This is a genomic window from Sodalis praecaptivus (assembly GCF_000517425.1).
Lineage (GTDB): Bacteria > Pseudomonadota > Gammaproteobacteria > Enterobacterales > Enterobacteriaceae > Sodalis_A > Sodalis_A praecaptivus.
In genome coordinates this window covers 4,032,461-4,057,844 of record NZ_CP006569.1, presented here as the reverse complement: position 1 = coordinate 4,057,844, position 25,384 = coordinate 4,032,461, and the positions used below count along the sequence as shown (strand labels likewise).

The following is a 25,384-nucleotide window of genomic DNA, read 5'->3' as shown; positions in this document are numbered from 1 at the left end:
CACGCTCATATTGACACTGACACTGACACTGACACTGACACTGACACTGACACTGACACTGACACTGATGCGGGTTGATGACGTTCATTGACGCTGGTTTGTGACGTTAATCGTGATTTTCCTGACCGTTATCAAAGTGGTCAGCCGTTTTCCCAGTTTACCCCCAGCGCGAACAGTGTACCGTTGCGCCTGCCGCCTGCCGCCTGCCGCCTGCCGCCTGCCGCCTGCCGCCAGTTGCCTGCCGCCAGTTGCCTGCCGCCAGTTGCCTGTGGGCTTTGGGCTGCTGGTTGTTGTCCAATCTCCCGCAGCGTGTCCTTATTTTCGTTGAATTCCCAGCGCCGATGAACCCCCTGTCGTTGTCGGCGTCAATACGTCAGGTTCGCTTATTGGTATCTATACATCCGGCATCCTTGCCAGCGTCAACGCGTTTCACTATGGGGGTGCCAACAACGCTTATGCCGGCGGCGGCATGTCCTGCTTAACCCAAATCAGGCTGTCCACCGGAAAGTTGAGTTCCCTGGCGGTGTGCAGCAGCGCTTGCCTCGCCTGTGCGTTCAGCGTTGGTGTGCGCGATAAAATCCACAAATAATCACGGCTCGGTCCGGCAACCAGCGCATAACGGTAATCTTCATCCAGGGCGATAACGTGATAGCCGCCGTAAAAGGGGCCGAAAAAAGAGACCTTTAGCGAGGCGGTCTGCGGCGAGCCAAGAAAACGCGCCTTTCCGATACTTTGCTTCCAGCGTTGTTTGGCGGCGGAGAATCCAGAATTGATGACCTTGATACTGCCGTCAGAACGAAGGATGTATTGGGCGGTAACATGATCCAGGCCGCGCTCAAAGGGGTGATCGAGACGGGCGATTTCATACCAGGTCCCCAAATAGCGGTCGACGGTAAAAGGCTCAACCGGTCGCACGCCGGCGGGCGGCGATACGCTACAGGATAAAGACAGCAGCGAAGAGATGAGCAGCGAAAAGGTTCTCCATGCAGACATAGCGCATAATCCATTAGGGAAAAGAAATAAGTGTAGTAATCCGCCGCGAATGTGTAGCCGGCCCGATAAAAAAAAGCGGGGAGGGCGACTGATGCGAAACGGTACAGGTCGTTGTATTAAGAATGGAAAGCGCTAACCCACCCCTTTTTAAGGCGTGGCCGGCGTTGAAAAGGGCGACGGCGATATTTGTTTGCGCTCAAAGATACGGGTAGACTGCATCCCCTGTTTAACGGAGGGAAAAATATGAGCGATTCGGCCAGCTGGCAACCAAGCGCGCCCATTACCAATTTGTTAAAGCGTGCTGCAATTGTGGGCCAGATCCGGCGGTTTTTTAGCGATCGCGGATTACTTGAAGTAGAAACGCCGGCCATGAGCCAGGCAACGGTGACGGATATCCATCTGGTTCCATTCCAGACCCGCTTTATCGGGCCAGGCGCGGCCGGCGGTCTGCCGCTGTATTTGATGACCAGTCCCGAATATCACATGAAGCGCCTGCTGGCGGCCGGTAGCGGCCCTATATTCCAGCTTTGCCGCAGCTTTCGTAATGAGGAAGCCGGTCGTTATCATAATCCAGAATTTACCATGCTTGAGTGGTATCGCCCCCATTATGATATGTACCGCCTGATGAATGAGGTTGACGATCTCCTGCAGCAGATCCTGGATTGCGACAGTGCGGAAACGCTTTCTTATCAGCAGGTCTTTACCCGACATGTGGGTATTGATCCTTTATCGGCGGACAAAGGGCAGTTGTATGAGGCGGCGGTTAAATGGGATCTCGGTGAGGCGACTTCTGCCGAGGACGATCGCGATACCCTGCTGCAATTGCTGTTTGCTATGGTGGTCGAACCCAACATCGGGCGCGATAAGCCGGCTTTTGTTTACCATTTTCCCGCTTCTCAGGCTGCGCTGGCGGAAATCAGCACCGAGGATCATCGGGTGGCGGACCGGTTTGAAGTCTATTTTAAGGGCATTGAGCTGGCCAATGGTTTCCGTGAATTAACCGATGCGCGCGAGCAGCGCCAGCGCTTCGAGCAGGATAACCGCAAGCGGGTGGCGATGAGCCTGACCGAACAGCCCATCGATGAAAATTTACTGGCGGCCCTGGCGCAGGGTATGCCGGAGTGTTCCGGGGTGGCGTTAGGCGTGGATCGACTGGTCATGCTGGCGCTGAAGGCCGAGCGCTTGAGTGATGTGATCGCCTTTCCGGTGGAGCGCGCCTAAGCGCCCCCGTTGGTGCGCCGGCGCCGACGGCCTTTGCCGGCACTGGCGCGATCGCAGGTTCTGTCCGCCCCGTGTTGACGGGACCACCGCCGTTACTGACAGCCCGCTAGCGCCGCCAGGTGCCGCGTCCGGCTTCGCCCCGTTTACTCGCAGAGCGGCTGATGCGTTTCGCCGCCCGCGCGCTCAGTATAGAGGACGGCGAGCCGTCCCCCGTCAGAGCGAGCCGCTTTCCGGTTTAATGCGGTTGCCAGGGGTATTATCAGCCTTGATTTGATCCTTGCGCAGTTGGAAGGGCGGGAAGGGCAATTCCATGCCGTGCTCGCGATAGCCTTCCAAGATCAGCGCGTGGACCTGATGGCGCAGCGGCATCCGGTGCCCCATTTCGGCGGCGTGCATACGCAGCTCAAATAGCGGTAAACCCTGCTGTAAATCCACCAGGAAAGCTTCCGGCGCCGGCAGCTCCAACACCAGCGGGCAGCGGCGCGCCGCCTGCACCAGAATGTGCGCCACTTGCTCGATATTGGCCCCCGCGGGGGCGGGCACGCTCAACACGACGCGCGTGACGGTATCGGATAGCGACCAGTTGACGAACTGTTCGGTGATAAAGGCCTTGTTGGGCACGATGATCTCTTTTCGATCCCAGTCGGTAATGGTGGTGGCGCGGGTGTTGATACGGGTAATGTTGCCGGTCAGATTGCGAATGGTAACGGTATCGCCAATCCGAATCGGTTTTTCAAACAGGATCATCAGGCCGGAGATAAAGTTGGCGAAGATCTCCTGCAGGCCAAACCCCAGCCCTACGCCTAACGCCGCCACCAGCCACTGTAGTTTCGACCACTCGATGCCTATCATGGAGAATCCGATTATTCCCCCCAACAGCATCAGGCCATATTTGGTCAGGGTGGTAATGGCATATCCTGTGCCGGGGGTTAAATCTAAATGCTGCAGCAGCGCCAGCTCCAACAGTGCGGGCAAATTGCGCACCATCTGGGTGGTGATAATGAAGACCAGAATGGCGATCAGCACCGCGCCGAGCGTAATCGGCTGGATGCTATCGACGCCCTGAGTAGTGGAGGTGGCATCCCAAAGGGTAATGTTTTCCAGGAAGCCGAACGCCGAATGCAACTCCGACCACAGTAAAATCACCGATAGCAGCGCAATCAGCGTCAATATGGAACGCACCAGCTGTAGCGATTGCGCGCTGATGGTATCGAGATCCAACACCTTTTCATCGACTTCGGCGGCGGCCTCATTCAGCTGGGATTGCGACAAATCTTCTTCATTGCGCGCCCGCTGGGCCAGCATCTCCGCACGGCGCTGCTTGGTGCGCTCGAAGGCGATGCGCCGCCGCTGAATGAACATCCAACGGCGAATAATGTGATAAATGATCAGCAGGAAGAACCAGATCGCAACCGAGGTTTCCAGCCGCGCCAACAGCGCCTGCGCGGTCGCCAGATGCCCCAGACACGCCGCCACCGCCGCGACGATGGGGGCGCAGATCATCAGATTCCACAACGAACGGTTGACGACATTATCGCCGGCGCCGTGCTTATCAAGATACAGCGGCAAGCCGGCGCGTTTCAGGCTACTGGTCACCAGCGCCAGACAGGCGCACAACAGGAGAAAGCATAATCTGCCCAGGGTGCCGGCAAATTCCCGCTCGCTGTAATCATCAAACGATATCAGCGCCATAATCAATGGTACGATCATACCGATAGACAGCGTGTAGTAGCGCAGCGCGCGCTTCACCTGCTGCTGTGGCCAGCCAAAATGCACGATAAATAGCCCCTGCGGGCGGGCGAAGTGGGCGCATACCATAAACACCCACAGCACCGGCACCGTGGCGCTGACGCCGTCGCCGATAGCGACCGCCACCGGATAGGGCCAGGCGTGGCGCAAGCCATAGCCTAGGGCCGCCCACAGGACCGGCAGCGGCAGGGCAACCAGTACCGACCAGAACACATTGCGCAGGGTCAGGGAAAAATGGTCCTGATTGACCTTCCCCACCCGGCCGCTGGAGCGCTCAAGAAAGGCATGATAATGCCGGCGGGAACTGAGGCTGAACCCAACCAGCAACAGCGCGCCGAACAGCGGAATGAGCGTTTCCTGGCTGGTCAGCATCATGCCAAGCGCGTGGGTCAATTGGCTGAACGTATCCAGGGTCACCAGCCGGCGCAGATCCTGACCGACGTGCAGCGGGTAGGAAAGGCCAATCGGGCTGACGTCGGCCACCCAGAACAGGTAGCGATGGGCCGCTTCCTGGATCTCATTCATCGCCTCTTCAAGCTGGCTATTGGCCACCTTCAGCTTGGTAAGCTCCAGGATCTGGGTATCGCAGCCGGTCAGCAGCGCATTGAGCAGGTTGCGCTGGGTGGCGAGCTGCGCGTCAAGAATGCGGCGTTGCGCCGGCGTCAGCGGGGGACCGTCGTCCTGCGTTCCCTGAGCAAGCTGCGGCAGCTTGTTCATTAAGTCTTCAAAATGCAGGCGCTGCACGCGCAACTGCGCCATATCGCTGTCGAGCTGCTGCGGTTTGGGCATCTCCGGCAACCTGGACACCTGGGCGCGCAGCGTTTCCCCGAGCGCCGGCGACTTATCCAGCCATTGCGCCTGCTCGCGTAGCGTCGTAAGCGCCTGACGGACCTGCAATGTTTGCGAGGCGGCCTGACGCTGCTGCGAGGCGATGAGATCCATGCGCTGCGCCTGTTGATTCAGCGCAATGGACAGTTCGCGATTAGTTTGCAACGGGGTGCCGATCGACTTGGGCAGCTCGCCGACCTGTTCCGCCAGCATTTCGGTGTGTTCGATGGCCTGCTCAGCCTCCTGCTGACGCAGACTATTAAGCTGGTTGCGCAGCGCCTGTAGCGCTTGATCCACGCGGTCGTGACGTTTCTTGAGCAGCTCGGCGCGCAGGCGCGACAACTCCTGACGGTTATTGGCGCTTAACTGGGCAAGATCCAGCTCCTCCACCTTGAGGCGGCGGGCGGCCTGTTCAGCCTGTAGCGCGGTGGCCTGCGCCTGTTCCAGCGGCGTGCCGGGGGTGGGCAGCGCTTGGAGCTGTTGTTCCACATCGCTTAACGCCCTGCGCGCTTCGGTCTGCTGCTGCGGCAGCAGGCCCAGCGAGTCGCTGATGGCGCGCGCCTGATCCTGCTCTTGCTGTAACTGGCCGGCCAAATCCATCAATTGACTATTGGCCTGTAGCAGCCGTTGATTCAGTTCACCGCTGGCGAGTTTGGGGCTAAGAGGGTCGGGTTCATCCGGTTCGCTGTCTTTTTCATCCCGCAGTTGGCGTGTCAGCGCCGGAAAGTCGTCGATGGCTTTCTGATATTCCCGTATTTTGGCGCTGGACGCTTTACTCTCGGCGAGGGCGTTCAGCGCTGACTGTAGCGCCTCAACCATCGCCGCCTGGTTCGGCGCGGTTTTATCATCCTGCGCCTGCTGCAGTTCCTTTTTGAGCTGACCCTCGTCTGGCAGGTTGGCGGCGAAGGCCGGGGAGGCCAGCAGCCACCCCAGGAGAAAAAGTGTAATCGGGCGCAAGGTGAGGACTCTCTTGTTAACCGTAGCGGATTCAGGTCAGCGGGCTGTCGGTTTGCGCGGTGCCGTGGGCCAGCCGCTGGCCGACGCGGGTGACATAGCGGGTGGACAGATGATCGCCCAGCAGCACGTTTTTGCCGGCAAACAGGTTGATGACGGTGGAACCCAGTTTGAAGCGCCCCATTTCCTGTCCTTTCAGCAGTACCACCGCCTCGTCGGCGTCCGCCTGCGGGTAGCGCCAGCGTTTGATAATCCCCTGCCGCGGCGGCGTGACGGTGCCCGCCCAAACGGTCTCGATACTGCCGACAATGGTCGCGCCCACCAAAATTTGCGCCATCGGGCCGAAATCGGTATCGAACAGGCAGATAACGCGCTCGTTACGGGCGAACAGGTTGGGGATATTGGCCGCGGTCAGCGGATTCACCGAAAACAACTCCCCCGGCACGTACAGCATTTCGCGCAGCACGCCGTTGCAAGGCATATGCACGCGATGATAATCGCGCGGGGCCAGATAGGTCGTGACGAAGTTGCCGTCGCGAAAGTGGGCGATCATCGGCTCATTGCCGGCCAGCAGCGCTTCCAGACTGTAATGGTGCCCCTTCGCCTGGAATATCTGCTCTCCCTCAATGGGGCCGAGCTGCGAGATGATCCCATCCGCCGGCAAGACCATTACCGCCGGGTCGGCATCAATGGGCCGCGCGTCGTCGCGCAGCGGCCGGACAAAGAAGGCGTTAAAGGTGGGATAGGCGGCGACATCCGGCTGCTGCGCTTCCAGCATATCAACCTTATAGCAGCGCACGAACAGCGTAATAACCCAGCGGGTAAGCCAGCCGCCGCGGCGTTTTGCGCCCCAGCCGGCCAGCTCCGTCAGCCAGCGCTTGGGCAGTAGGTGTTGTAGAGCTATCTTTATCCTGTCCAGCACGGGGACCTCTTTCCTGTTTCAATGAATAGCCAAAGGGGGCCGCATTGTACCGGCGGCGGCAATAAATGTCAGCGATCGGGCCATCAAAACGCCTTACGGGCGTTGACCTGCGCCATACTGTCGAGAATACGATGGTAGTTATCGAAGCGTTCGCGGGCGATAGCGCCGCTTTCCACCGCCCCCCGGATCGCGCAGCCGGGATCGGTATCATGGCGGCAGTCGCGGAATTTACAGGTGCCCAGATAATCCCTGAATTCGACGAAACCGCGGGCAATAAGTTCCGGCGCCAGGTGCCACAAACCAAATTCCCGTACCCCCGGAGAGTCAATTAAATGGCCTCCGTGGCTGAAATGATATAGCCGGGCGGTGGTGGTGGTATGCTGCCCGAGCCCCGAGTTATCGGAGACGCTATTGACCAAAATCTTCTCGTGATCCGGCGGCAGCAGCGCATTGAGCAGGCTCGATTTGCCCACCCCCGACTGACCGGCGAAAATACTGGTTCGTCCGGCCAGCGTCTCCCGGAAAGGATCCATCCCCTCGCCGGTATGGCTTGACACCATCAGCACCCGGTAGCCGATGCGGCGATAGATAGCCATTTGACGCTCCACGTCCGCCCGCGACGCCGCCGTCAATAGGTCAATTTTATTCAAAACGATAAGCGGCTCCACCTCCACCGTTTCGCACGCCACCAGATAGCGATCGATAATATTCAAAGACAGCTCGGGCAAAAGCGCGGAGACAATGACGATTTGGTCCATATTTGCCGCGATAGGTTTGACGCCGTCATACACATCGGGACGAGTCAGCACCGAACGGCGCGGATGGACCGCCTCTACAATACCGCTGACCCCGGACGGCTGAGGGCTACCGGCGCGCCAGACCACCCGATCACCCGTGACCAGGGATTTCAGCGTGCGGCGCAGATTGCAGCGGTAAATGCGGCCCGCGGCGTCCTCCACGTCGGCATGCATGCCGAACCGGCTAACGACCACCCCCTCCTGGGCTTCCCCCAATTGCTGGTCGTCCCATTGGGCGGCGCCGCGCTCACGCTGCTGCAGGCGGCGCTGATGGTTGGCCTGTACCCGGCGCTCCTGACCTTTGGACAGTTTATTTTTGCTCACTGCGCCTCACTTAGTACGGATGCATCGCCCGTGGCGACGAAAACGGCTATCATACAGGGTATTCTATCAGATAAGCCGTAAAATCCCTTGCTACGAGAAAAACATGCCGGTAAATGATAACAACCTGATTTGGATTGATCTGGAAATGACCGGGCTGGATCCCGAGCGCGATCGCATTATTGAAATCGCGACGCTTGTTACCGACGCCAATCTGGCTATTCTGGCGGAAGGGCCGGTACTGGCGATACATCAATCCGACGCCCAGTTAGCGCTGATGGATGAATGGAATGTGCGTACCCATACCGCCAGCGGGCTGGTTGACCGGGTCCGTCACAGCCAACTGGATGAAGAGGCGGCGGTGGCGCAGACGCTGGCCTTTTTGGCCGAATGGGTCCCTGCCGGCAAGTCGCCGATTTGCGGCAACAGCATCGGCCAGGACCGGCGCTTCTTGTTCCGCTATATGCCGGTGCTGGAAGCGTATTTCCACTACCGTTATCTGGATGTCAGTACGCTTAAAGAACTGGCCCGCCGCTGGAAGCCGGAAATCCTGGCCGGACTGAAGAAAAAAAACACCCATCAGGCGCTGGACGATATCCGCGAGTCGGTGGCGGAACTGGCCTACTATCGCGAGCATTTTATCCGTCTGTAGCCGCTTTGCGGTGAAAATGGCGCCGGTGTGGTTATTTTTGCGTCAATCGCACCGGCGAAACTCCATTTTGTCGCTGAAAGGCTTGCAGCCGGTGGCGTTTTCCGTATAATTCGCTCCCCGTAACGCCAGACTTTCACGTTACGCCCAAGCGGGAATAGCTCAGTGGTAGAGCACAACCTTGCCAAGGTTGGGGTCGCGAGTTCGAGCCTCGTTTCCCGCTCCAATTCTCCAATTCGTACCGCCATTGCCTCGGCAGATCCTTCGCCTTGCCTGATTGTGACACAAAATACCCCATTCCCACTGTTGCCATCGCGCTTACACTGCTCCAGCGCAAAATAACGGCTTGTCATTAGCTTTCTGAACGTTGCCATTAACCGCAGAAAAGAATCAATATCCGATGAGTCGTTGGACGGCAGGTGCCTGGTTAATTTGTCATTTACCGTCGCGTATACTTTGGGGTTATTTTCCGGCCGGTCCAATCCGTTGACGCTTTTTCCCGTTGCCGCAATAAAGGCCACAGAGTGGGGCAACCCGCTATTTTATAACGTGGCTCACTCTATGATTCTGGTATTGCGCTAAACCCGATATAGTGATGAACCCGTTTAGCACTGATTCCAGTGTCGTAATGAATCCAGTCATCATCACCTGGCGGCAGGCGGACCCTCACGGGTGCTAGCGCCCTGTCATGACGCCGTGCGGTTCGCTCGAGCATCAACGCCTCAGCATGCTGCCTCAGCCCGACCGCGACGCTATACCCACGCCAGACCGAAAGTCGCCATTTTTATATTTTTTATATACCCGCCCCGACAATATTGACGATATTTATATTTTTATTTGTTTAGACTTTCCTGACGCCAACTCTTTTGGAGAATCGCCGTGAATATAGGGGTGATCGCCGGCATTGTGCTGGTGTTTTTGCTATTAGCCTATTTATTTTATGCCCTGTTCCGGGCGGAGGAATTCTAATGGCAGCCGAAGCGTTTTTATTGCTGGCCAGTTTTTTAGCGGTGCTGCTATTACTGGCGCAACCGCTGGGGCGTTTGATGACGGGGCTGGTGCTCGATCGTCCGCTGCCGCTGACGGCGGGCTTTGAGCGGACTCTCTGGCGCCTGTGCGGGATTGGCGGCGCTATGCACTGGCGTCATTATCTGTGCGCCATCCTGCTATTCAACCTGCTGGGCGGCGCGCTGCTGTTGGCGATTTTGCTGCTCCAGGGGCTGCTGCCCCTCAATGCGCAGCACTTGCCCGGCTTATCCTGGCATTTAGCATTAAATACCGCGATAAGTTTCGTCACCAATACCAATTGGCAATCTTATGCCGGTGAAACCACCATCAGCTATTTCAGCACCCTGGCCGGCCTCGCCGTACAGAATTTTCTGTCGGCGGCGACCGGGATCGCCGTGCTGTTCGCGCTGATCCGGGGTTTCGCCCGGCACAGTACCCAGGATCTCGGTAACGCCTGGCGGGATCTCGTACGTGTCACGCTGTTCGTCCTGCTGCCGCTATCGCTGCTGCTGGCGCTGTTTTTGGTCAACCAGGGAGTAATACAAAACATTAGCCCCTATCTGACGGTCACCACGCTGGAAGGTGCGCAGCAGACGCTGCCCATGGGGCCGGTCGCCTCACAAGAAGCCATAAAAATGCTCGGCACCAACGGCGGCGGCCTGTTTAACGCCAACTCCGCCCATCCCTTTGAAAATCCGACCGCGCTAAGCAATTTTGTGCAAATGCTGGCGATATTCCTTATACCGGCGGCGCTGTGTTTTACCTTTGGCGAGGCGGTGGGCGATCGACGTCAGGGAAAAACGGTTTTGTGGGCGATGGTGTTGATGTTCGTGGCGGCGGCGGTGCTGGTCATGTTGGCCGAAGTTCACGGCAATGAGCATCTCACGGCGTTGGGAGCGGACAGCGCGATGAATTGGGAAGGCAAGGAAAGCCGGTTCGGCATTTTGACCTCCAGCCTGTTTGCGGTTATCACCACCGCGGCCTCCTGCGGTGCGGTTAATGCGATGCATGACTCCTTCACCGCGCTCGGCGGCCTGATTCCGCTGTGGCTGATACAACTCGGCGAGGTGGTGTTTGGCGGCGTGGGCTCGGGGCTATACGGCATGTTGATCAATGTGCTGCTGGCGGTGTTCATTGCCGGGTTGATGATAGGACGCACGCCGGAATATCTCGGTAAGAAAATTGGCGTACCGGAAATGAAAATGGCGGCCATTTATATCCTTATTACCCCCGCGCTGGTACTGCTGGGAACGGCGCTGGCGATGATGACCGACGCGGGGCGCGCCGGCATGCTCAACCCAGGAGCGCATGGTTTCAGCGAAGTGCTATACGCGGTCTCCTCTGCGGCCAACAATAACGGCAGCGCCTTCGCCGGTCTGTCCGCCAATACGCCGTTTTGGAATGTCTTGCTGGCGGTGGCCATGCTGCTTGGGCGTTTCGCGCCGTTTGTGCCGCTGATGGTGATTGCCGGCTCGCTGGCGGCAAGGAGAACCCAGCCCGCTAGCTCTGGAACGTTGCCGACCCATGGCGCGCTGTTTGTCGCCCTCATTATCGGCACGGTACTGCTGATAGGCGCACTGACGTTTATTCCGTCGCTGGCCTTGGGGCCCATTGTTGAACATTTGCAATTAACGGGTCATTAATTGCCGGAGAAAATCCCTATGGGACATCAATCTTTTTCCCTTCAGCGCAGCGCGCTGTGGCGTACGGCGCTGATCGCGTCGTTGTATAAGCTCGATCCCCGGGTACAGTTTCGCAATCCGGTGATGTTTGTCGTGTATTTGGGCAGTATCCTGACGACGTGCCTAGCCATCGCCATAGCGTCGGGCCAGGCCGGCGGGCCGTTCGGCTTCACGCTCGCCATCAGCGTATGGCTTTGGTTCACGGTCTTGTTCGCCAACGCGGCTGAAGCGTTGGCGGAAGGGCGCAGCAAAGCGCAGGCGGAGAGTCTCAGAGGTATTAAACGGACCCGTTGGGCCCAAAAATTGACCACGCCGCAGGTAGACTCCCCGCGGCAAAAGGTCGCGGCCGAGAGTCTGCGTAAAGGAGATTACGTGCTGGTGGAGGCGGGGGAGATCATTCCCTGCGACGGCGAAGTGCTGGTCGGCGGCGCTTCGGTGGATGAAAGCGCGATAACCGGCGAATCGGCGCCCGTCATCCGGGAAGCCGGCGGCGATTTCGCCTCGGTGACCGGCGGCACGCGCATCTTGTCCGATTGGCTGGTGATTCAGTGCAGCGTGAATCCGGGCGAGACGTTCCTGGATCGGATGATCGCCATGGTGGAGATCGCCCAGCGCCGTAAAACACCGAATGAAGTGGCGCTGACCATCTTGCTCGTCTCGCTGACGATTGTCTTCCTGCTGGCCACCGCCACCCTCTATCCGTTTTCAGCCTGGGGGGGCGCGCCGGTCAGCGTGACGGTACTGGTGGCGTTGTTGGTCTGCCTCATCCCGACCACGATCGGCGCGCTGTTGTCCGCGATTGGCATCGCCGGCATGAGCCGCATGCTGGGCGCGAACGTGATCGCCACCAGCGGTCGGGCGGTTGAAGCCGCCGGCGATGTGGATGTTTTGCTGATGGATAAGACCGGCACTATCACGTTGGGTAATCGCCAGGCCAGCGAGTTTTTACCGGCGCAGGGGATCCGCGAGGACGCGCTGGCTAGCGCGGCGCAGCTGGCGTCGCTGGCGGATGAAACTCCGGAAGGGCGCAGTATCGTGGTTCTGGCGAAAACCAAGTACAACTTGCGCGAGCGCAGCCTGCAAAGTCTGAACGCCACCTTTATTCCCTTCTCCGCCCAGACGCGGATGAGCGGCGTGAACATTGGGTCAAAACTCGTGCGTAAAGGGGCGGTGGACGCTATTCGCCGCCATGTGGAAAGTCATGGCGGGCGCTTCCCGCGCGATGTGGAAGCGCAGGTGGAGGCGGTGGCGCGTCAGGGGGAGACGCCGCTGGTGGTGGCCGAAGATAACACCGTAATGGGCGTGGTGGCGCTGAAGGATATCGTCAAAGGCGGGATTAAGGAACGTTTCGCCGAGCTGCGCAAAATGGGCATCAAAACGGTGATGGTTACCGGCGACAACCCTTTGACCGCGGCGGCCATCGCCGCCGAGGCGGGGGTGGATGATTTCCTGTCGGAGGCCACGCCCGAGGCCAAGCTGGCGCTTATTCGCCAGTATCAGAGCGAGGGCCGCATGGTCGCCATGACCGGCGACGGCACCAATGACGCGCCGGCGTTGGCGCAGGCCGATGTCGCGGTGGCGATGAACTCAGGGACCCAGGCCGCCAAGGAAGCGGGCAATATGGTCGATTTGGATTCCAATCCCACCAAGCTGTTGGAAGTGGTGCATATTGGTAAACAGATGCTGATGACGCGCGGGTCGCTGACCACCTTCAGCATCGCCAACGATGTGGCGAAATATTTTGCCATTATTCCGGCGGCTTTTGCGGTGACCTATCCGTCGTTGAATCGGCTCAATGTCATGGCGCTGCATTCGCCGACCTCGGCCATTTTGTCGGCGGTTATTTTCAACGCCCTCATCATCGTGCTGCTGATCCCGCTGGCGTTGAAAGGGGTAAGTTACCGGCCGATGTCCGCGGCGCTGCTGCTGCGCCGCAACCTGTGGATATATGGCGCGGGGGGACTGCTGGTGCCGTTTATCGGCATCAAATTGATTGATGTGCTATTGACCGTTTTGGGCTGGGTGTGAGGAGTCTGATGATGAATGTGTTACGTCCCGCGCTATCCGTATTTTTCCTGCTGGTGCTGGTGACCGCCGTCGCCTATCCTTTGGTCGTCACCGGCCTGGCCCAGTGGTGGTTTCCCGGCGCGGCGCAAGGTTCGCTGGTGATGCAAGACGGCCAACCGCGCGGTTCCGCGCTGATTGGTCAGGCGTTTACCCGCGCCGGCTATTTCCAGGGGCGGCCGTCGGCGACGGCACCGACGCCTTATAATGCGCTGGCCTCGTCGGGCAGTAATCTGGCGGTCAGCAACCCGGCCCAGGACGACGCGGTGAAACAGCGGGTAGCGGCCCTATTGCAGGCCAATCCGCACGCGGATGCGCCGGTGCCGGTTGAGCTCGTTACCGCCTCCGCCAGCGGTCTGGATCCGCACATCAGCCCCGCCGCCGCGCTGTGGCAGGTGCCGCGCGTGGCCGAGGCCCGGCAAATGCCGCAGGCGGAGCTGCGCCGCCTGGTGGATGACTACACCACGCGCCCGCTGTTGTATTTTATCGGCGAGCCGGTGGTCAATGTGCTTGAGCTGAATGAGGCGTTGGATGCGCGCGCGAAAGGTTAAGGAATCTTCATGACGGATGAACCCCTGCGTCCCGATCCGGACGTCCTGCTGGCGCAGGCCGATAATGACGGCCGCGGTAAGCTGAAAATCTACTTTGGTGCCTGCGCGGGGGTGGGCAAAACTTGGGCGATGCTGCAAGAGGCGCGCCGGCTGCGGGCGCAGGGGCTGGATGTGGTGGCCGGCGTCGTGGAAACCCACGGTCGTCAGGAGACCGCGGCGCTGCTGGAAGGGTTGGAGATGCTCAAGCCACGCGCCACCGGACGGCGCCGCCATCAGGCATTTGATTTAGACGCCGCGTTGGCGCGCCGTCCCGCCGTGATCCTGATGGACGAGCTCGCCCATTCCAATGCCCCGGGCGCCCGGCACCCCAAGCGCTGGCAGGATATCGAGGAACTGCTGGAGGCGGGTATCGATGTGCTGACCACCGTCAACGTACAGCATCTGGAAAGCCTCAACGACGTGGTCAGCGGCGTGACCGGCGTGCGGGTGCGTGAAACGGTACCGGATCCGTTTTTCGATGCCGCCGCGGAAGTAGTGCTGGTGGACCTGCCGCCGGACGATCTGCTGGTGCGTCTCAAGCAGGGCAAAGTCTATGTCGGCGATCGCGCGGAGCGGGCGATCGAGAATTTTTTCCGCAAGGGAAATCTGTTCGCGTTACGCGAACTGGCGCTGCGGCGAACGGCCGATCGCGTCGATGGCCAGATGCGCGCCTGGCGCGACGCCCGCGGGCGCGAGGAGAAAGTCTGGCATACCCGGGACGCGGTATTGCTGTGCATCGGCGCCAGCACCGGTAGCGAAAAACTGGTGCGCACCGCCGCGCGGCTGGCCGCCAAACTTGGCAGCGAATGGCATGCCGTGACGGTCGAGACGCCGACGCTTTACCGCCGGGGCGAGGCGCGACGGCGCGCAACGCTGCGCACGTTGCAGCTGGCGCAAAAAATGGGTGCCGTCACCGCTACCCTATCGGACCCCGACGAGGCAAAGGCGGTGCTGCGCTATGCGCGCGAGCATAACCTGGGCAAAATCATTCTGGGCCGGCCGCCGCAGCGCCGCTGGCGTTTTGCCAACCGTTTCCATCGCCGCCTTAGCCGTCTCGGTCCGGATGTGGATTTGCTGATTGTCGCCCTGGATGATGTGCCCGACACGAGCCTAGCAAGAGCCGAGGACGGCCGCGGCATGGGCAACGGCTGGCGGCAGAATATGCGCGGCGCGCTGGCGGCGGCGGCACTGTGCGCCCTGATTACGCTGGTGTGCCAATGGCTGCCGGGCGTTTCGCCGATAAACCTGGTGATGATTTATTTGCTGGGCGTGGTGCTGATAGCGATCGTCTTTGGCCGCTTGCCGTCGGTGGCTGCCGCATTATTGAATATCGTGGCGTTTGATCTGTTCTTTGTCGCGCCGGCCGGCTCGTTTGCCGTGTCGGACGCCGAGTATCTGGTCACCTTTACCGTGATGCTGGCCGTCGGTCTGCTTACCGGCAACTTAACCGCGGGCGTGCGCTACCAGGCCCGCGTCGCCCGACATCGGGAGCAGCGGGCGCGCTATCTTTATGAGATGGCCGATGGCCTGAGCCGTGTCCGACGGCCAGAGGCGATCGCGCACATCTGCCAGCGGGTGGTAAGCGCCGCGTTGCTGGCCCGCTGTGAAATCTGGCTGCCCGATAGACAAGGCGAGCTGCAGGGGCCGGCCCAAAGCATGATGCATACCGTACCGGATGCGGCGATCGTCAAATGGAGCTTTGATAAAGGGCAGGTGGCCGGGGCCGGTACCGACACGCTGCCCGGCGTACCCTACAAGATCCTGCCGTTGACCTCATCGGGACGGACGCTGGGATTATTGATAATCGAACCCAGCAATGTACGTCATCTGATGATTCCAGAGCAGCAGCGCTTACTGGAAACGTTCCTGGTGCTAATTGCCGGGGCGTTGGAGCGCCTCGAGCTGACGCGCCGCGAGCAACTGTCGCGTCTGGCGGCGGAGCGCGAAGAGTTGCGCAATTCGCTGCTGGCGGCGCTGTCCCACGATTTGCGCACCCCGCTCACGGTGCTGTTTGGTCAGGCGGAGATTTTGATGCTTAATCTCTCCGCCGAGGGATCGCGCTACGTTCACCAGGCCGACGAGCTGCGCCGGCAAACGCTGAGCACTATTCGGCTGGTGAATAATATGCTGGATATGGCGCGAATCGAAGCGGATGGTTTTCGCCCGCAAACGGACTGGATTGCGCTGGAAGAGATCATCGGCAGCGCGCTGAAATCCCTGGAGGGTGTCGTGTCGGCGCGCCACGTCCGGCTGGATTTACCTCGGGAAATGATACTGCTGCGGGCGGACGGGCCGCTGTTGGAACGCGTTTTCGTCAATTTGCTGGAAAATGCGCAAAAATACGCCGGTCAGGGGGCGGAAATCGGCATCCGGGCGGAAAAACGCACGGATACGCTAACGATAACGGTATGGGATAATGGTCCTGGCCTGCCCGTGGGCAAGGAAAACCAGCTGTTTGATAAATTTACCCGCGGCCACCAGGAATCGGCTATTCCCGGCGTGGGCATGGGGCTGGCGATTTGCCGCGCTATCGTCGAGATGCATCAGGGTGAAATTTATGCGGCGAATCGTCCTTCGGGCGGTGCCTGCTTTACGATTATTCTTCCCTTGCCGCCCGCTCCCGCGCTGGAGGAACCTTTACAGGAGGACGCGTGAAAACCTTACTTATCATCGACGACGAAAAACATATTTGCCGGTTTTTACGCGCGTCGCTTGAGAGCGACGACATCAAAGTCTTCGAGGCGGAAACCTTGGCGCGTGGGCTAAGTACCGCCGCGGCGCGCCAGCCGGATTTGGTGATTTTGGATCTGGGGTTGCCCGACGGCGACGGGGTGACCTTTATCCATGAATTCCGCCAATGGAGCGATAAACCCATTATTGTCCTGTCCGCGCGCGTAGGCGAAGACGACAAAATCGAGGCGCTGGATGCGGGAGCCGATGATTTTCTGTGTAAACCCTTCGGCATGGGGGAGCTACAGGCCCGGGTGCGGGTGGCGCTGCGCAGAGGTGAAAATGCGCGCGAACAGGTGATAACCTTTGACGATGTGACGGTCAATCTTAGCGGCCACACCGTGACGCGCGCCGGCAACGATCTGCATCTCACGCCGACGGAATTCAGACTGCTCGCCCTGTTGGTAAGCAACCCCGGTAAGGTGCTGACGCAGGCGCATATCCTGCGGCAGGTCTGGGGCCCGACGGCGGACAATAGCCAATATCTGCGCATCTATATGGGGCATTTACGTCACAAATTGGAAGCCGAACCCGCCCAGCCGCGGCATTTTATTACCGAAAACGGGGTGGGGTACCGCTTCGTCTAACACGCCGGCAGCGAGCCCTGGGCCGCTGCGCTGCGCGTGCGGCGGCGTAAAGCGTAGCCGCCCGATCTCCCCCTTTAACGCCCGGCATCGCATGAATTGCGCTTGCATTAAGATATATCATAGATATATTTTCAATGCGGGCTGGCCAGGGGCGCAACAGCGATTTGGCCGCCCCGAAGAATATCATGATGCTATGCCTACTCCGCCGCGGGCGGCGTAATGCTTAATTTCCCCCGCCGCGGGGAAAAGAGGAGTACTAGCGTGTCTAATAGTGAGAAGGATAACCTCCGTCGACTGCCGCAGCGCATTCGCCATGAGCTACGCTTCCGCCAGGTTGCGGTGGCGGAAAAGGTCTTGGTAGCACAGCGCTTTTATCGCATCGTTTTCAGCGGTGATGCGTTGGACGGCTTCCTTGCGCCCGGTTTCGACGACCATGTTAAGGTGTTTTTCCCCGATGCTACCGGCGAATTACGGCTACCGACCGTCACCGAACAGGGGATTGTCTGGCAGGACGGCGTGCGGCCGGCGGCTCGGGATTATACGCCGCTGGATTTTGACGCCGAGCGTAACCGTCTGACGATGGATTTTTATATCCACCCGGGCGGCGTGGCCAGCGATTGGGCCAGCCGGGCGCAGCCGGGAGACAAATTGGCGCTGGGCGGCCCGCGCGGTTCGCTGGTGGTGGCGGAGGATTATGCGTTCCAACTGTATGTTTGTGATGAAACCGGCTTGCCGGCATTAAAACGCCGGTTGCAAACGGTACAGGCAGCCGATATTCACCTGTATCTTCTGACCGATGCCGCGATAGGCCAGGCCTATCTGGGGGATATCGGCGGCGCGCAGGTCACCTGGCTGGGCAGCGGCGACCTGCCCGGCGCGCAGGATCCCACCGCGCTTATCACCACGTTGGATACGCTGACCTTGCCCGATGAGGATTACTTTATCTGGTTGACGGGGGAAGGGCAGCGGGTGAAACGGCTTAGCGACTATTTCATCGGCCAGCGTCGGCGGGATGACGCGTCTGTGCGCGCGGTGGCTTATTGGCATCAGAAATAACCTCTATGCCTGCCTTTAGCCTGCCGTCGGCCGAGTTGAATTTTAGCGGGCGGCGGACTACTATCAACCTCCTTTCATGGCAGGCCCGGACAAGCGATGAAACCCGATCACAGCGCTGCCCCGCTGACCCCCGATAACGAGCGTCGTGCCGCGTGCGCCAGCGTGCGCCGCAAACGGCGGGAAAAGATGCTGGAGGCCAGCGAAATACGGCTTCTGATTCTGCATTTTCTCACCCAGGGGCCCGCCCACGGTTATGAGCTTATCAAAGCTATCGAGGATCTTTCCCAGGGCGAATATACCCCGAGTCCCGGTATCATCTATCCGAACCTGACGTTGCTGGAAGAGACGGGCGGTATTCGCGTGCAGGACGTGGGTGATAAACGTAAAGCTTATATGGCCGATCGAAAAGGCACTATTTTGCTACAGGAAAACCGGGAGCGCGTAACGAAGATTATAAATCGTTTAACATCATTAACAATTCTGGTAAATAATCGTCGTCTTCCTGAAGTTGAGCGGGCAATTCATAATATGAAAACCGCGTTAAATACGCGACTATCACAAGCCGATATATCCAAGGCCGCCCTGCACGCCATAATCGATGCGCTGGATGAAGCCGCCAAGAAAATAGAACGCAGTTGATATATCAGTGTTTTTATCAATTTTCTTATCCGCAGCGTTATTCTTTGACTCACGTTGATACGGTTAATTCTCTCCTAAACCAAAAAGGTTTGGCGAGGAAATATAAACGGTAGTTTTCCCTTCATTTTATTGGCGCTATAGTTCTTGCCAATTATTGTGTTTCGCATTATTCGCCGGAGGGAATATGTCAAGTCACAAAGAAACGGCCCCCTATGATTTACGCTCAGCCATCGAATTACTTAAAAAAAGAGACGGTGAATTTGTCAGCACCGATACCGAAGTCGATCCTCACGCCGAATTATCCGGCGTTTATCGTTATGTCGGGGCGGGGGGGACCTGCGAACGTCCGACCCGTAAGGGGCCGGCCATGATGTTCAATAAGATTAAAGGTTTTCCCGAGGTGCGCGTGGTGACCGGTCTGATGTCCACCCGCGAACGCGTCGGCCATTTGCTCGATTGTGCGCCGGAAAAGCTGGGTTTTTTGCTACGTGACTCGGTTCATCGTGCCATCGCCCCGGTGCTGGCCTCTGGTGCGCCGGTTTGCCAGGAAGTCGTCCATTACGCCGATGATCCGGCCTTTGATTTGCGTACGTTACTGCCTGCGCCCACCAATACGGAAGAGGATGCCGGCCCTTATTTCACGATGGGCATGTGCTACGCCTCTGATCCCGACACGCGCGAATCGGATATCACCATTCACCGGTTGTGTATTCAGAGCCGGGATGAACTGTCGATGTGGCTGACGCCCGGCCGTCATATTGATGCTTTCCGCGAAAAAGCGGAGAAGGCGGGCAAGGCGTTGCCGATTTCTATTAGCATCGGCGTCGATCCGGCGATTGAAATCGCCGCCTGCTTCGAGCCGCCCACCACGCCGCTGGGCTTTAACGAACTCGGTATCGCCGGCGCACTACGCGGTAAACCGGTGGAACTGGCGCAGTGCCTGACCATTGATGAACGCGCCATTGCCCAGGCGGAAATCGTTATTGAAGGCGAGCTGTTGCCGCATGTGCGCGTACGTGAGGACCAGAATACCCATACCGGTAAAGCCATGCCGGAGTTTCCGGGCTACACCGGCGAGGCCAAAGACGCGCTGCCGGTGATTAAAGTCAAAGCGGTAACTCACCGCCGTCAGCCGATTTTACAAACCACGCTTGGTCCCAGCGGCGAGCATGTCAGCATGGCGGGCATTCCGACCGAGGCCAGCATTCTCGATATGCTCGACCGCGCCATGCCGGGGCGCGTCCTGAACGTGAACGCGCATACCGCCGGCGGCGGTAAGCTACTGGCGGTGCTGCAATTTCGCAAAGCCTCGCCGGTGGATGAAGGCCGCCAGCGGCAGGCCGCGCTTATTGCCTTTGCCGCATTCTCGGAACTTAAGCAGGTGATTGTGGTAGATGAGGATGTCGACATTTTTGACACCGACGACATTCTTTGGGCGATGCAGACGCGTTATCAGGGTGACGTCGATACCGTTTTCATTCCCGGCGTGCGCTGCCATCCGCTCGATCCATCGCAAATGCCGTCCTACAGCCCGAGCATTTTGCAGCAAGGGATGACGTGCAAGACGATTTTTGATTGTACCGTCCCCTGGCACCTCAAGGCGCACTTTGAACGTTCCAAGTTCAAACGGGTTGATGTGAAACGTTTTCTGCCAGATTTTGTATAAGAGAGGCGGCCGTGGGCAAAAGGCGCATTATCGTGGGTATCAGCGGCGCATCCGGTTTCCAGTACGGCATGAAAGCGCTAACGCTGCTGCGTGACCAAGATATCGAAGTGCATTTGGTGGTGACCAAAGGGGCGGAAGTCACCCGCGCGATGGAAACCCACTGGCAGCGGGAGCAGGTGGTCGCCCTGGCCGATGAGGTCCACAGCATTCATCATCTCGGCGCCGCTATTGCCAGCGGCTCCTTTAAAACCCTTGGCATGATTATCGCGCCTTGCTCTATGAATTCATTAGCAGCCATTGCCCACGGGTTAGCCGGTAATTTGTTAACCCGGGCGGCGGACGTTATTCTAAAAGAGCGTCGGCGCCTGGTGCTAATGGTGCGTGAGACACCGCTTAATCTGACACAGATTAGAAATATGCATCTGGTGAGCGAAATGGGCGGGATTATTTATCCCCCCGTTCCCGCCTTTTATCAACAACCCCAATCGGTGGATGACATCGTTCATCACAGCGTAGCCCGCGCGCTGGATCTTTTTGATCTGGACGTTGGGGACCTCACGCGCTGGGGTGAAAAAAAATAGAAGAAAGAAGGAGTTAATAATGGTAGTGGGCCCGTTTGTCAATGGGAGCGCCGTGCTGATAGGGGGGCTTGTCGGTGCCTTTCTCGGCACTAAAGTGCCTGAAAGGCTGCGCGTGGCGCTGCCGATGACCTTTGGTCTGTCGTCCATGGGTCTTGGCATTGTTCTGATTGGTAAAATTCATAGTCTGCCGGCGGTGGTACTGGCGCTGATTATCGGAAGCGCGTTGGGGGAATGGATATTCCTGGAGAAAAAAATCGGCAAAGTGGGTAATTTGGCGAAAGGCTGGGTCAGCCGGTTTCAGACCGCTGACGCCGGGATGGATCCTTTGGTGTTCACCGAAAAGTATGTCGCCATCATGGTACTGTTTTGCGCAAGCGGAACCGGTATTATCGGCGCCATGACCGAGGGTATGACCCATGATCCCAATATTTTGCTGGTGAAGTCGATTATGGATATTTTTACCGCCGCCATTTTCGCCACGGTACTCGGCTATGCGGTAGCGGTTATCGCCATCCCGCAGTTGATTATTCAACTGCTGCTGGCCTCGTCCGCCGTGCTCATTATGCCGCATATTACCGGGCCAATGATGAACGACTTTACCGCCGCCGGCGGGTTTGTCATGCTGGCCGCCGGTTTTCGTATCGCCGGCATCAAATCTTTTCCGGTAGCGAATATGCTGCCGGCGCTGATACTGGCGATGCCGGTATCATATCTTTGGACGTTGCTGATACATTAACGCCCGGCGGCGCGCGGTGGGCGCCATACTATTCGCTAACGGCTTAACGCCGGACCTGTGAGAGAGGAGGGACTTTGGATCTGAAAAGGTTGCAGTATTTTTGCACCATCGCGGAACAGGGCTCCATCAGCAAGGCCGCGAAGCTATTGAATATGGCACAACCGCCGCTGGGGAAACGTCTTCAGGAACTGGAAAACGAAATTGGATCGCCACTGTTCATTCGCACCTCGCGGCGAATGCGACTCACCGAGGCAGGAACATTCCTTTATCGTCAGGCTTGCGACATTCTAAGTAAGGTCAATAGCCTGCAACAGCAAACCCGTCAGATAGCCACCCGCAAAAAACGGGTGGTCTCTATCGGCGTTTCCTATCTGTTTCTCCGCTATTTTACCACGCTGTTGCTGGATTATTATCGCCAACGGCCAGAATGGGATATCCACATTCTGGTATCGGATTCCAGCCATCTCGAAGAGATGCTGCTCAATCACGCTATCGATATCGCCTTAATGCAGTGTCCCGCCGATAAAACGCCCTGGTCCCTGCGTGAGCTGGCGCCCATCGACACGCTGGCCGTGATTTCCAGCCATGATGCCGCGCGGTTTGCCGGCAGAGCGTTAAAATTTGATGATTTTAGCGGCCTGCCGCTTATTTTGCTGCACCGTATCGGCGGTGAGGGGACCTATGAAATGCTGCGCAACACCCTTTACGAGACGCTGACGCCGGTGAATATTAGTATCAAAGTCTCGGAGCCCAGCCTGATTTTGGAAATGATGGAACAGGGTTTTGACGGCGCCGCGTTTATTCCCCGCTCGGAATTCGTGCCGAGCCCGCACGGTAACTATATTGCCTGCCCGCTGGCGGAGCCATTGATGATTTATAAACCGGCGCTGGTGTCGCTCAGTACCTCGCGCGACAGCCTGCTGTGGCCCTAGGCGCAACGATGCTGTGGCTGGCGTGGCTGGCGTGAAGCGCTAGCCTCCAGGTGGACAGTGTCGTCAACGTGAACTGCCGCGCCGCGCTATAGGGTCGTGAGCATCGCCGCTTGCCGGCGCAATGAACAAGATTTCGGCAAACGCCTTTGGGAAGCGGTAGCGGCCCTTGCCAGAGACGCGAAACATCGCCATAATAGCGCCCACTCCCCAACAGGGGATAGGAAAAGCATCAGTATTCAATTCATTAGCAATAAATACCCGTTGCTTTTTCTGTTTCGATTTACCCATTAGCGCCAACCGGCACCTAACGCTACCGGTAAGCGGCAACCCAGCGGGAATAGCTCAGTGGTAGAGCACAACCTTGCCAAGGTTGGGGTCGCGAGTTCGAGCCTCGTTTCCCGCTCCAATTTCCTTCACGTGAACGCGTTTGGCAATGTCGCCCCCCGATGACGGCGTGCCGCACTACACTGTTTTGCAACGGGTCACGTTGCCGGTAACGCATCTACTTCGCAGGCCATCGTTTCATGCAGCGGTTCGCCCAGGCTAAGCCGGACATACAGTTCCGCCTGGCTATCGGTGCTAAACACCGGCTGCGCGCTGCGACCAGCGGCGGGTGTTATCGGCAAGAAATTGCAGGTCTTACTGGCAAGTTCCATGTAATTTCCGATATCGAAACGCATGTAATTGTCATAATGGGGCAGCAGCCGGAACATCTCATCGAAAGCGAACGAGGAGGAGCAAAGTACGCACTCCGAGACGTCGAACGCGATAGAGGCTATGCCGGATCCGTCCTGACCATTCTCCACATAGGGTAGCCAGACGACATCCACCGCCGCCACGAGACTCACGAAGGCTTCATGCTCATATTCTCCCATAAAGAACACGCGGTCTTCGAGTTTGGCCTCTTCGATCTTCGCCTGTAGCAAATGAGTGTAATGGCTTACCGGTTCATTTTTTCTAATGGTTTGCGGATGCTGACGTCCGAACAGCAGAAGTTTATAATTGCGTGGCAGACAGGCTAATGCTTTGATCGCCAGGGTGTGCCCTTTGTATTCATTGATGAAACCGAACATGCCGATAATCTTCACGTCTTTGCCAAAGCGGTATTTCCTGCGGATAGCGTCCATCAGGTCCGGCTTGATGTCGGTGTAGTCATCGACGATCTTCAGCGGATGAACCGCCACGTTGCGGTAGTTGTGGTACATCTCAATTTGCTCACGGGCGCGCAGCGTGTGAACGATGATATTGATATTACGCTGCTTGAGATAGCGTATTAGGCGATGGTTGATTCGCATCGGAATGTTTTGCCGGAGCGGTTCAACGTAAAGCTGTAGCGCGCGCTTAAATGACAATCGCAGGGCCATTTTGATCGCCTCGCGCTGCGTAGCGGTTTCGCTCAGCAGGCGTGGACTGTGCAGGGTGATACTGGTATTAGGATTGGCGTCGATGAGCTTACGGGCGCGGCGAAGAATATCGCCGGGTAGCGAGCCATACAAACCTGATTCAAATTGGATATTCACCCCGTCAAAAGTCTTCAGCCGTGCACAAATCTCATCGATATGTTCATCGGCTCTGGCGCGGATGGCTCGGCTGGTGGATTGCGTGAGCAACAGATTCAGGCCCAAACATTCCACGTGGTAGCCAAGGCGGCGCATTGAATTCACCAATATTTGGGTGAAATAAGCGTTGCCACAGCTTTCGGCGAAACTCGATACGATGGCGATTCTTTTCATTTGCGGATCCTGTCTCTATTTTGCCGGTGCCAATCGATGGTTTGAGCGATGGCATCATTAAGGTTGGACGTGGGGTAATAGCCGAGGGCGCGTAACCGGCTGATATCGACGCTGCGTTTGGCGACGCCTATCGGCGCGTCGGCGTCCCAAACGATATTCAGGCGAGGCTGATGGCAGAGGTTGATTGCCGCCACCACCTGCGCCAGAGTTGATTCGCAGCCGCTGGCAATATTGACCATACCGCTGCCGTGCAAAAAGGCGTGCAGTGCCGCAGCGCCGGCTTCTTCGCTAAACATGAAATCGCGGCTGGTTTCCGGCCGTCCCCAAACATGGAGGCAGCGATCCTGCCGCTGGACGCTGGCGGCGGCTTTTTCAATCAGCGAAGGAATTACGTGGCCGCAGTGAATATCGAAGCGATCGTACGGGCCGAACAGGTTGGTAAAAATACCGTAGCAGTAATCAATATCATATTCCCGGCGCAGGATTTCCAAGTAGCCCAGCGCATGGCGTTTTGCCATAGCATAACCGTATTCGCCGGCATGAGGCGCGCCGCTAAAGAAATAGGGCTCGGTTAACGGCAGTGACTGATAAGGGTAACCATAGCCGGCGACGGTACTGGCAAAAAAGATCTTACGTACCGGATACCGCTGGCAGGCCAGAAACAGCTGCTGATTTATCAGCGTATTGGTCGCGATAGCGTTGAGCTGGTTTTCCATATTGCCCAGCAGACCAAATACCAGCGAGGCAAGATGAAAAACGTAGTGCGGCCGATGATAAGAAAAGAAGTCGTCCATCTGTTGCGCATCCAGCGCGTTCAGCTCCTGGCGGTTCGGGCAAAGGAGATGACGATATCCCCGTTTCTGCAGCGCATGCCGCAGTCCGTGGCCCAACACGCCATTGGCGCCGGTAATGAGGATTTTAGCGTCCTGTTCCATCGTCGACTCCC

Annotated in this window: 21 protein-coding genes and 2 tRNA genes; 16 read left to right on the top strand and 7 right to left on the bottom strand. The window is 58.1% G+C overall.

Translation table 11 applies throughout. The features are described from left to right. Nucleotides 1-453 precede the first annotated feature (453 nt). Nucleotides 454-993 (bottom strand): lipocalin family protein, encoded by a 540-nt coding sequence (locus SANT_RS18085; protein WP_025423650.1) that lies wholly within the window; start codon nucleotides 991-993, stop codon nucleotides 454-456. 243 nt (nucleotides 994-1,236) lie between these two features. Here SANT_RS18085 and epmA point away from each other — a divergent pair, with 243 nt between their 5' ends. Further along, nucleotides 1,237-2,214 (top strand): elongation factor P--(R)-beta-lysine ligase, encoded by a 978-nt coding sequence (epmA, locus tag SANT_RS18080; RefSeq protein WP_025423649.1) that lies wholly within the window; start codon nucleotides 1,237-1,239, stop codon nucleotides 2,212-2,214. A 213-nt stretch (nucleotides 2,215-2,427) separates the two neighbouring features. Here epmA and mscM read toward each other — a convergent pair whose 3' ends face one another. The 3 genes from mscM to rsgA form a co-directional block, all read right to left on the bottom strand. Beyond that, nucleotides 2,428-5,748, bottom strand: coding sequence for a miniconductance mechanosensitive channel MscM (mscM, locus tag SANT_RS18075; RefSeq protein WP_025423648.1), 3,321 nt, complete (start codon nucleotides 5,746-5,748; stop codon nucleotides 2,428-2,430). 31 nt (nucleotides 5,749-5,779) lie between these two features. Then, nucleotides 5,780-6,667, bottom strand: coding sequence for an archaetidylserine decarboxylase (gene asd / locus SANT_RS18070; protein ID WP_025423647.1), 888 nt, complete (start codon nucleotides 6,665-6,667; stop codon nucleotides 5,780-5,782). Between the two features lie 83 nt (nucleotides 6,668-6,750). Next, complete coding sequence (gene rsgA / locus SANT_RS18065) at nucleotides 6,751-7,788, bottom strand: small ribosomal subunit biogenesis GTPase RsgA (protein WP_025423646.1); 1,038 nt, start codon at nucleotides 7,786-7,788, stop codon at nucleotides 6,751-6,753. 103 nt (nucleotides 7,789-7,891) lie between these two features. Here rsgA and orn point away from each other — a divergent pair, with 103 nt between their 5' ends. The 14 genes from orn to SANT_RS17995 all read left to right on the top strand — a co-directional run bounded on the left by orn (nucleotide 7,892) and on the right by SANT_RS17995 (nucleotide 22,705). Further along, entirely contained in the window at nucleotides 7,892-8,437 is a 546-nt protein-coding gene (orn, locus tag SANT_RS18060) for an oligoribonuclease (protein ID WP_025423645.1), read from the top strand. Between the two features lie 148 nt (nucleotides 8,438-8,585). Next, nucleotides 8,586-8,660 (top strand) — tRNA-Gly (locus SANT_RS18055). 653 nt (nucleotides 8,661-9,313) lie between these two features. Next, nucleotides 9,314-9,403 (top strand): K(+)-transporting ATPase subunit F, encoded by a 90-nt coding sequence (kdpF, locus tag SANT_RS23895; RefSeq protein WP_148203639.1) that lies wholly within the window; start codon nucleotides 9,314-9,316, stop codon nucleotides 9,401-9,403. Next, complete coding sequence (kdpA, locus tag SANT_RS18045) at nucleotides 9,403-11,085, top strand: potassium-transporting ATPase subunit KdpA (RefSeq protein WP_025423643.1); 1,683 nt, start codon at nucleotides 9,403-9,405, stop codon at nucleotides 11,083-11,085. Before kdpF ends, kdpA begins: the two co-directional genes overlap by 1 nt. Nucleotides 11,086-11,103: 18 nt before the next feature. Then, complete coding sequence (kdpB, locus tag SANT_RS18040) at nucleotides 11,104-13,152, top strand: potassium-transporting ATPase subunit KdpB (RefSeq protein WP_025423642.1); 2,049 nt, start codon at nucleotides 11,104-11,106, stop codon at nucleotides 13,150-13,152. 8 nt (nucleotides 13,153-13,160) lie between these two features. Continuing rightward, nucleotides 13,161-13,739, top strand: coding sequence for a potassium-transporting ATPase subunit KdpC (gene kdpC / locus SANT_RS18035; protein ID WP_025423641.1), 579 nt, complete (start codon nucleotides 13,161-13,163; stop codon nucleotides 13,737-13,739). Nucleotides 13,740-13,748: 9 nt separating this feature from the next. Continuing rightward, the gene (gene kdpD, locus SANT_RS18030) at nucleotides 13,749-16,433 is read left to right on the top strand and encodes a two-component system sensor histidine kinase KdpD (protein ID WP_025423640.1); all 2,685 of its coding nucleotides are present in this window, start codon (nucleotides 13,749-13,751) and stop codon (nucleotides 16,431-16,433) included. Further along, nucleotides 16,430-17,095, top strand: a complete 666-nt coding sequence (kdpE, locus tag SANT_RS18025) for a two-component system response regulator KdpE (protein ID WP_025423639.1) — start codon at nucleotides 16,430-16,432, stop codon at nucleotides 17,093-17,095. Before kdpD ends, kdpE begins: the two co-directional genes overlap by 4 nt. 261 nt (nucleotides 17,096-17,356) lie before the next feature. Next, the gene (locus SANT_RS18020; RefSeq protein ID WP_025423638.1) at nucleotides 17,357-18,151 is read left to right on the top strand and encodes a siderophore-interacting protein; all 795 of its coding nucleotides are present in this window, start codon (nucleotides 17,357-17,359) and stop codon (nucleotides 18,149-18,151) included. 186 nt (nucleotides 18,152-18,337) lie between these two features. Next, nucleotides 18,338-18,790 carry a PadR family transcriptional regulator gene (locus SANT_RS18015; protein WP_148296323.1) on the top strand — a complete coding sequence of 151 codons (453 nt, stop codon included), beginning with the start codon at nucleotides 18,338-18,340 and terminating at the stop codon, nucleotides 18,788-18,790. Nucleotides 18,791-18,974: 184 nt separating this feature from the next. Continuing rightward, nucleotides 18,975-20,456 (top strand): UbiD family decarboxylase, encoded by a 1,482-nt coding sequence (locus SANT_RS18010; RefSeq protein WP_025423636.1) that lies wholly within the window; start codon nucleotides 18,975-18,977, stop codon nucleotides 20,454-20,456. 11 nt (nucleotides 20,457-20,467) lie between these two features. Next, a complete protein-coding gene (locus SANT_RS18005; RefSeq protein WP_025423635.1) occupies nucleotides 20,468-21,037 on the top strand; it encodes a UbiX family flavin prenyltransferase in 570 nt (189 codons plus the stop codon). A 19-nt stretch (nucleotides 21,038-21,056) separates the two neighbouring features. Further along, the gene (locus tag SANT_RS18000) at nucleotides 21,057-21,773 is read left to right on the top strand and encodes a DUF554 domain-containing protein (RefSeq protein ID WP_025423634.1); all 717 of its coding nucleotides are present in this window, start codon (nucleotides 21,057-21,059) and stop codon (nucleotides 21,771-21,773) included. 74 nt (nucleotides 21,774-21,847) lie between these two features. Beyond that, nucleotides 21,848-22,705, top strand: coding sequence for a LysR family transcriptional regulator (locus tag SANT_RS17995; RefSeq protein ID WP_038668769.1), 858 nt, complete (start codon nucleotides 21,848-21,850; stop codon nucleotides 22,703-22,705). A 63-nt stretch (nucleotides 22,706-22,768) separates the two neighbouring features. Here SANT_RS17995 and SANT_RS23570 read toward each other — a convergent pair whose 3' ends face one another. Further along, complete coding sequence (locus SANT_RS23570) at nucleotides 22,769-22,993, bottom strand: hypothetical protein (RefSeq protein ID WP_025423633.1); 225 nt, start codon at nucleotides 22,991-22,993, stop codon at nucleotides 22,769-22,771. Nucleotides 22,994-23,036: 43 nt separating this feature from the next. Here SANT_RS23570 and SANT_RS17985 point away from each other — a divergent pair. Further along, a tRNA-Gly gene (locus tag SANT_RS17985) sits at nucleotides 23,037-23,111 on the top strand. 76 nt (nucleotides 23,112-23,187) lie between these two features. Here the strand turns inward: SANT_RS17985 and SANT_RS17980 are convergent. Next, nucleotides 23,188-24,438, bottom strand: coding sequence for a glycosyltransferase (locus SANT_RS17980; RefSeq protein ID WP_025423632.1), 1,251 nt, complete (start codon nucleotides 24,436-24,438; stop codon nucleotides 23,188-23,190). Further along, a complete protein-coding gene (locus tag SANT_RS17975) occupies nucleotides 24,435-25,373 on the bottom strand; it encodes an NAD-dependent epimerase/dehydratase family protein (protein ID WP_025423631.1) in 939 nt (312 codons plus the stop codon). The genes SANT_RS17980 and SANT_RS17975 overlap by 4 nt, the downstream gene beginning before the upstream one ends. Nucleotides 25,374-25,384: the final 11 nt, after the last annotated feature.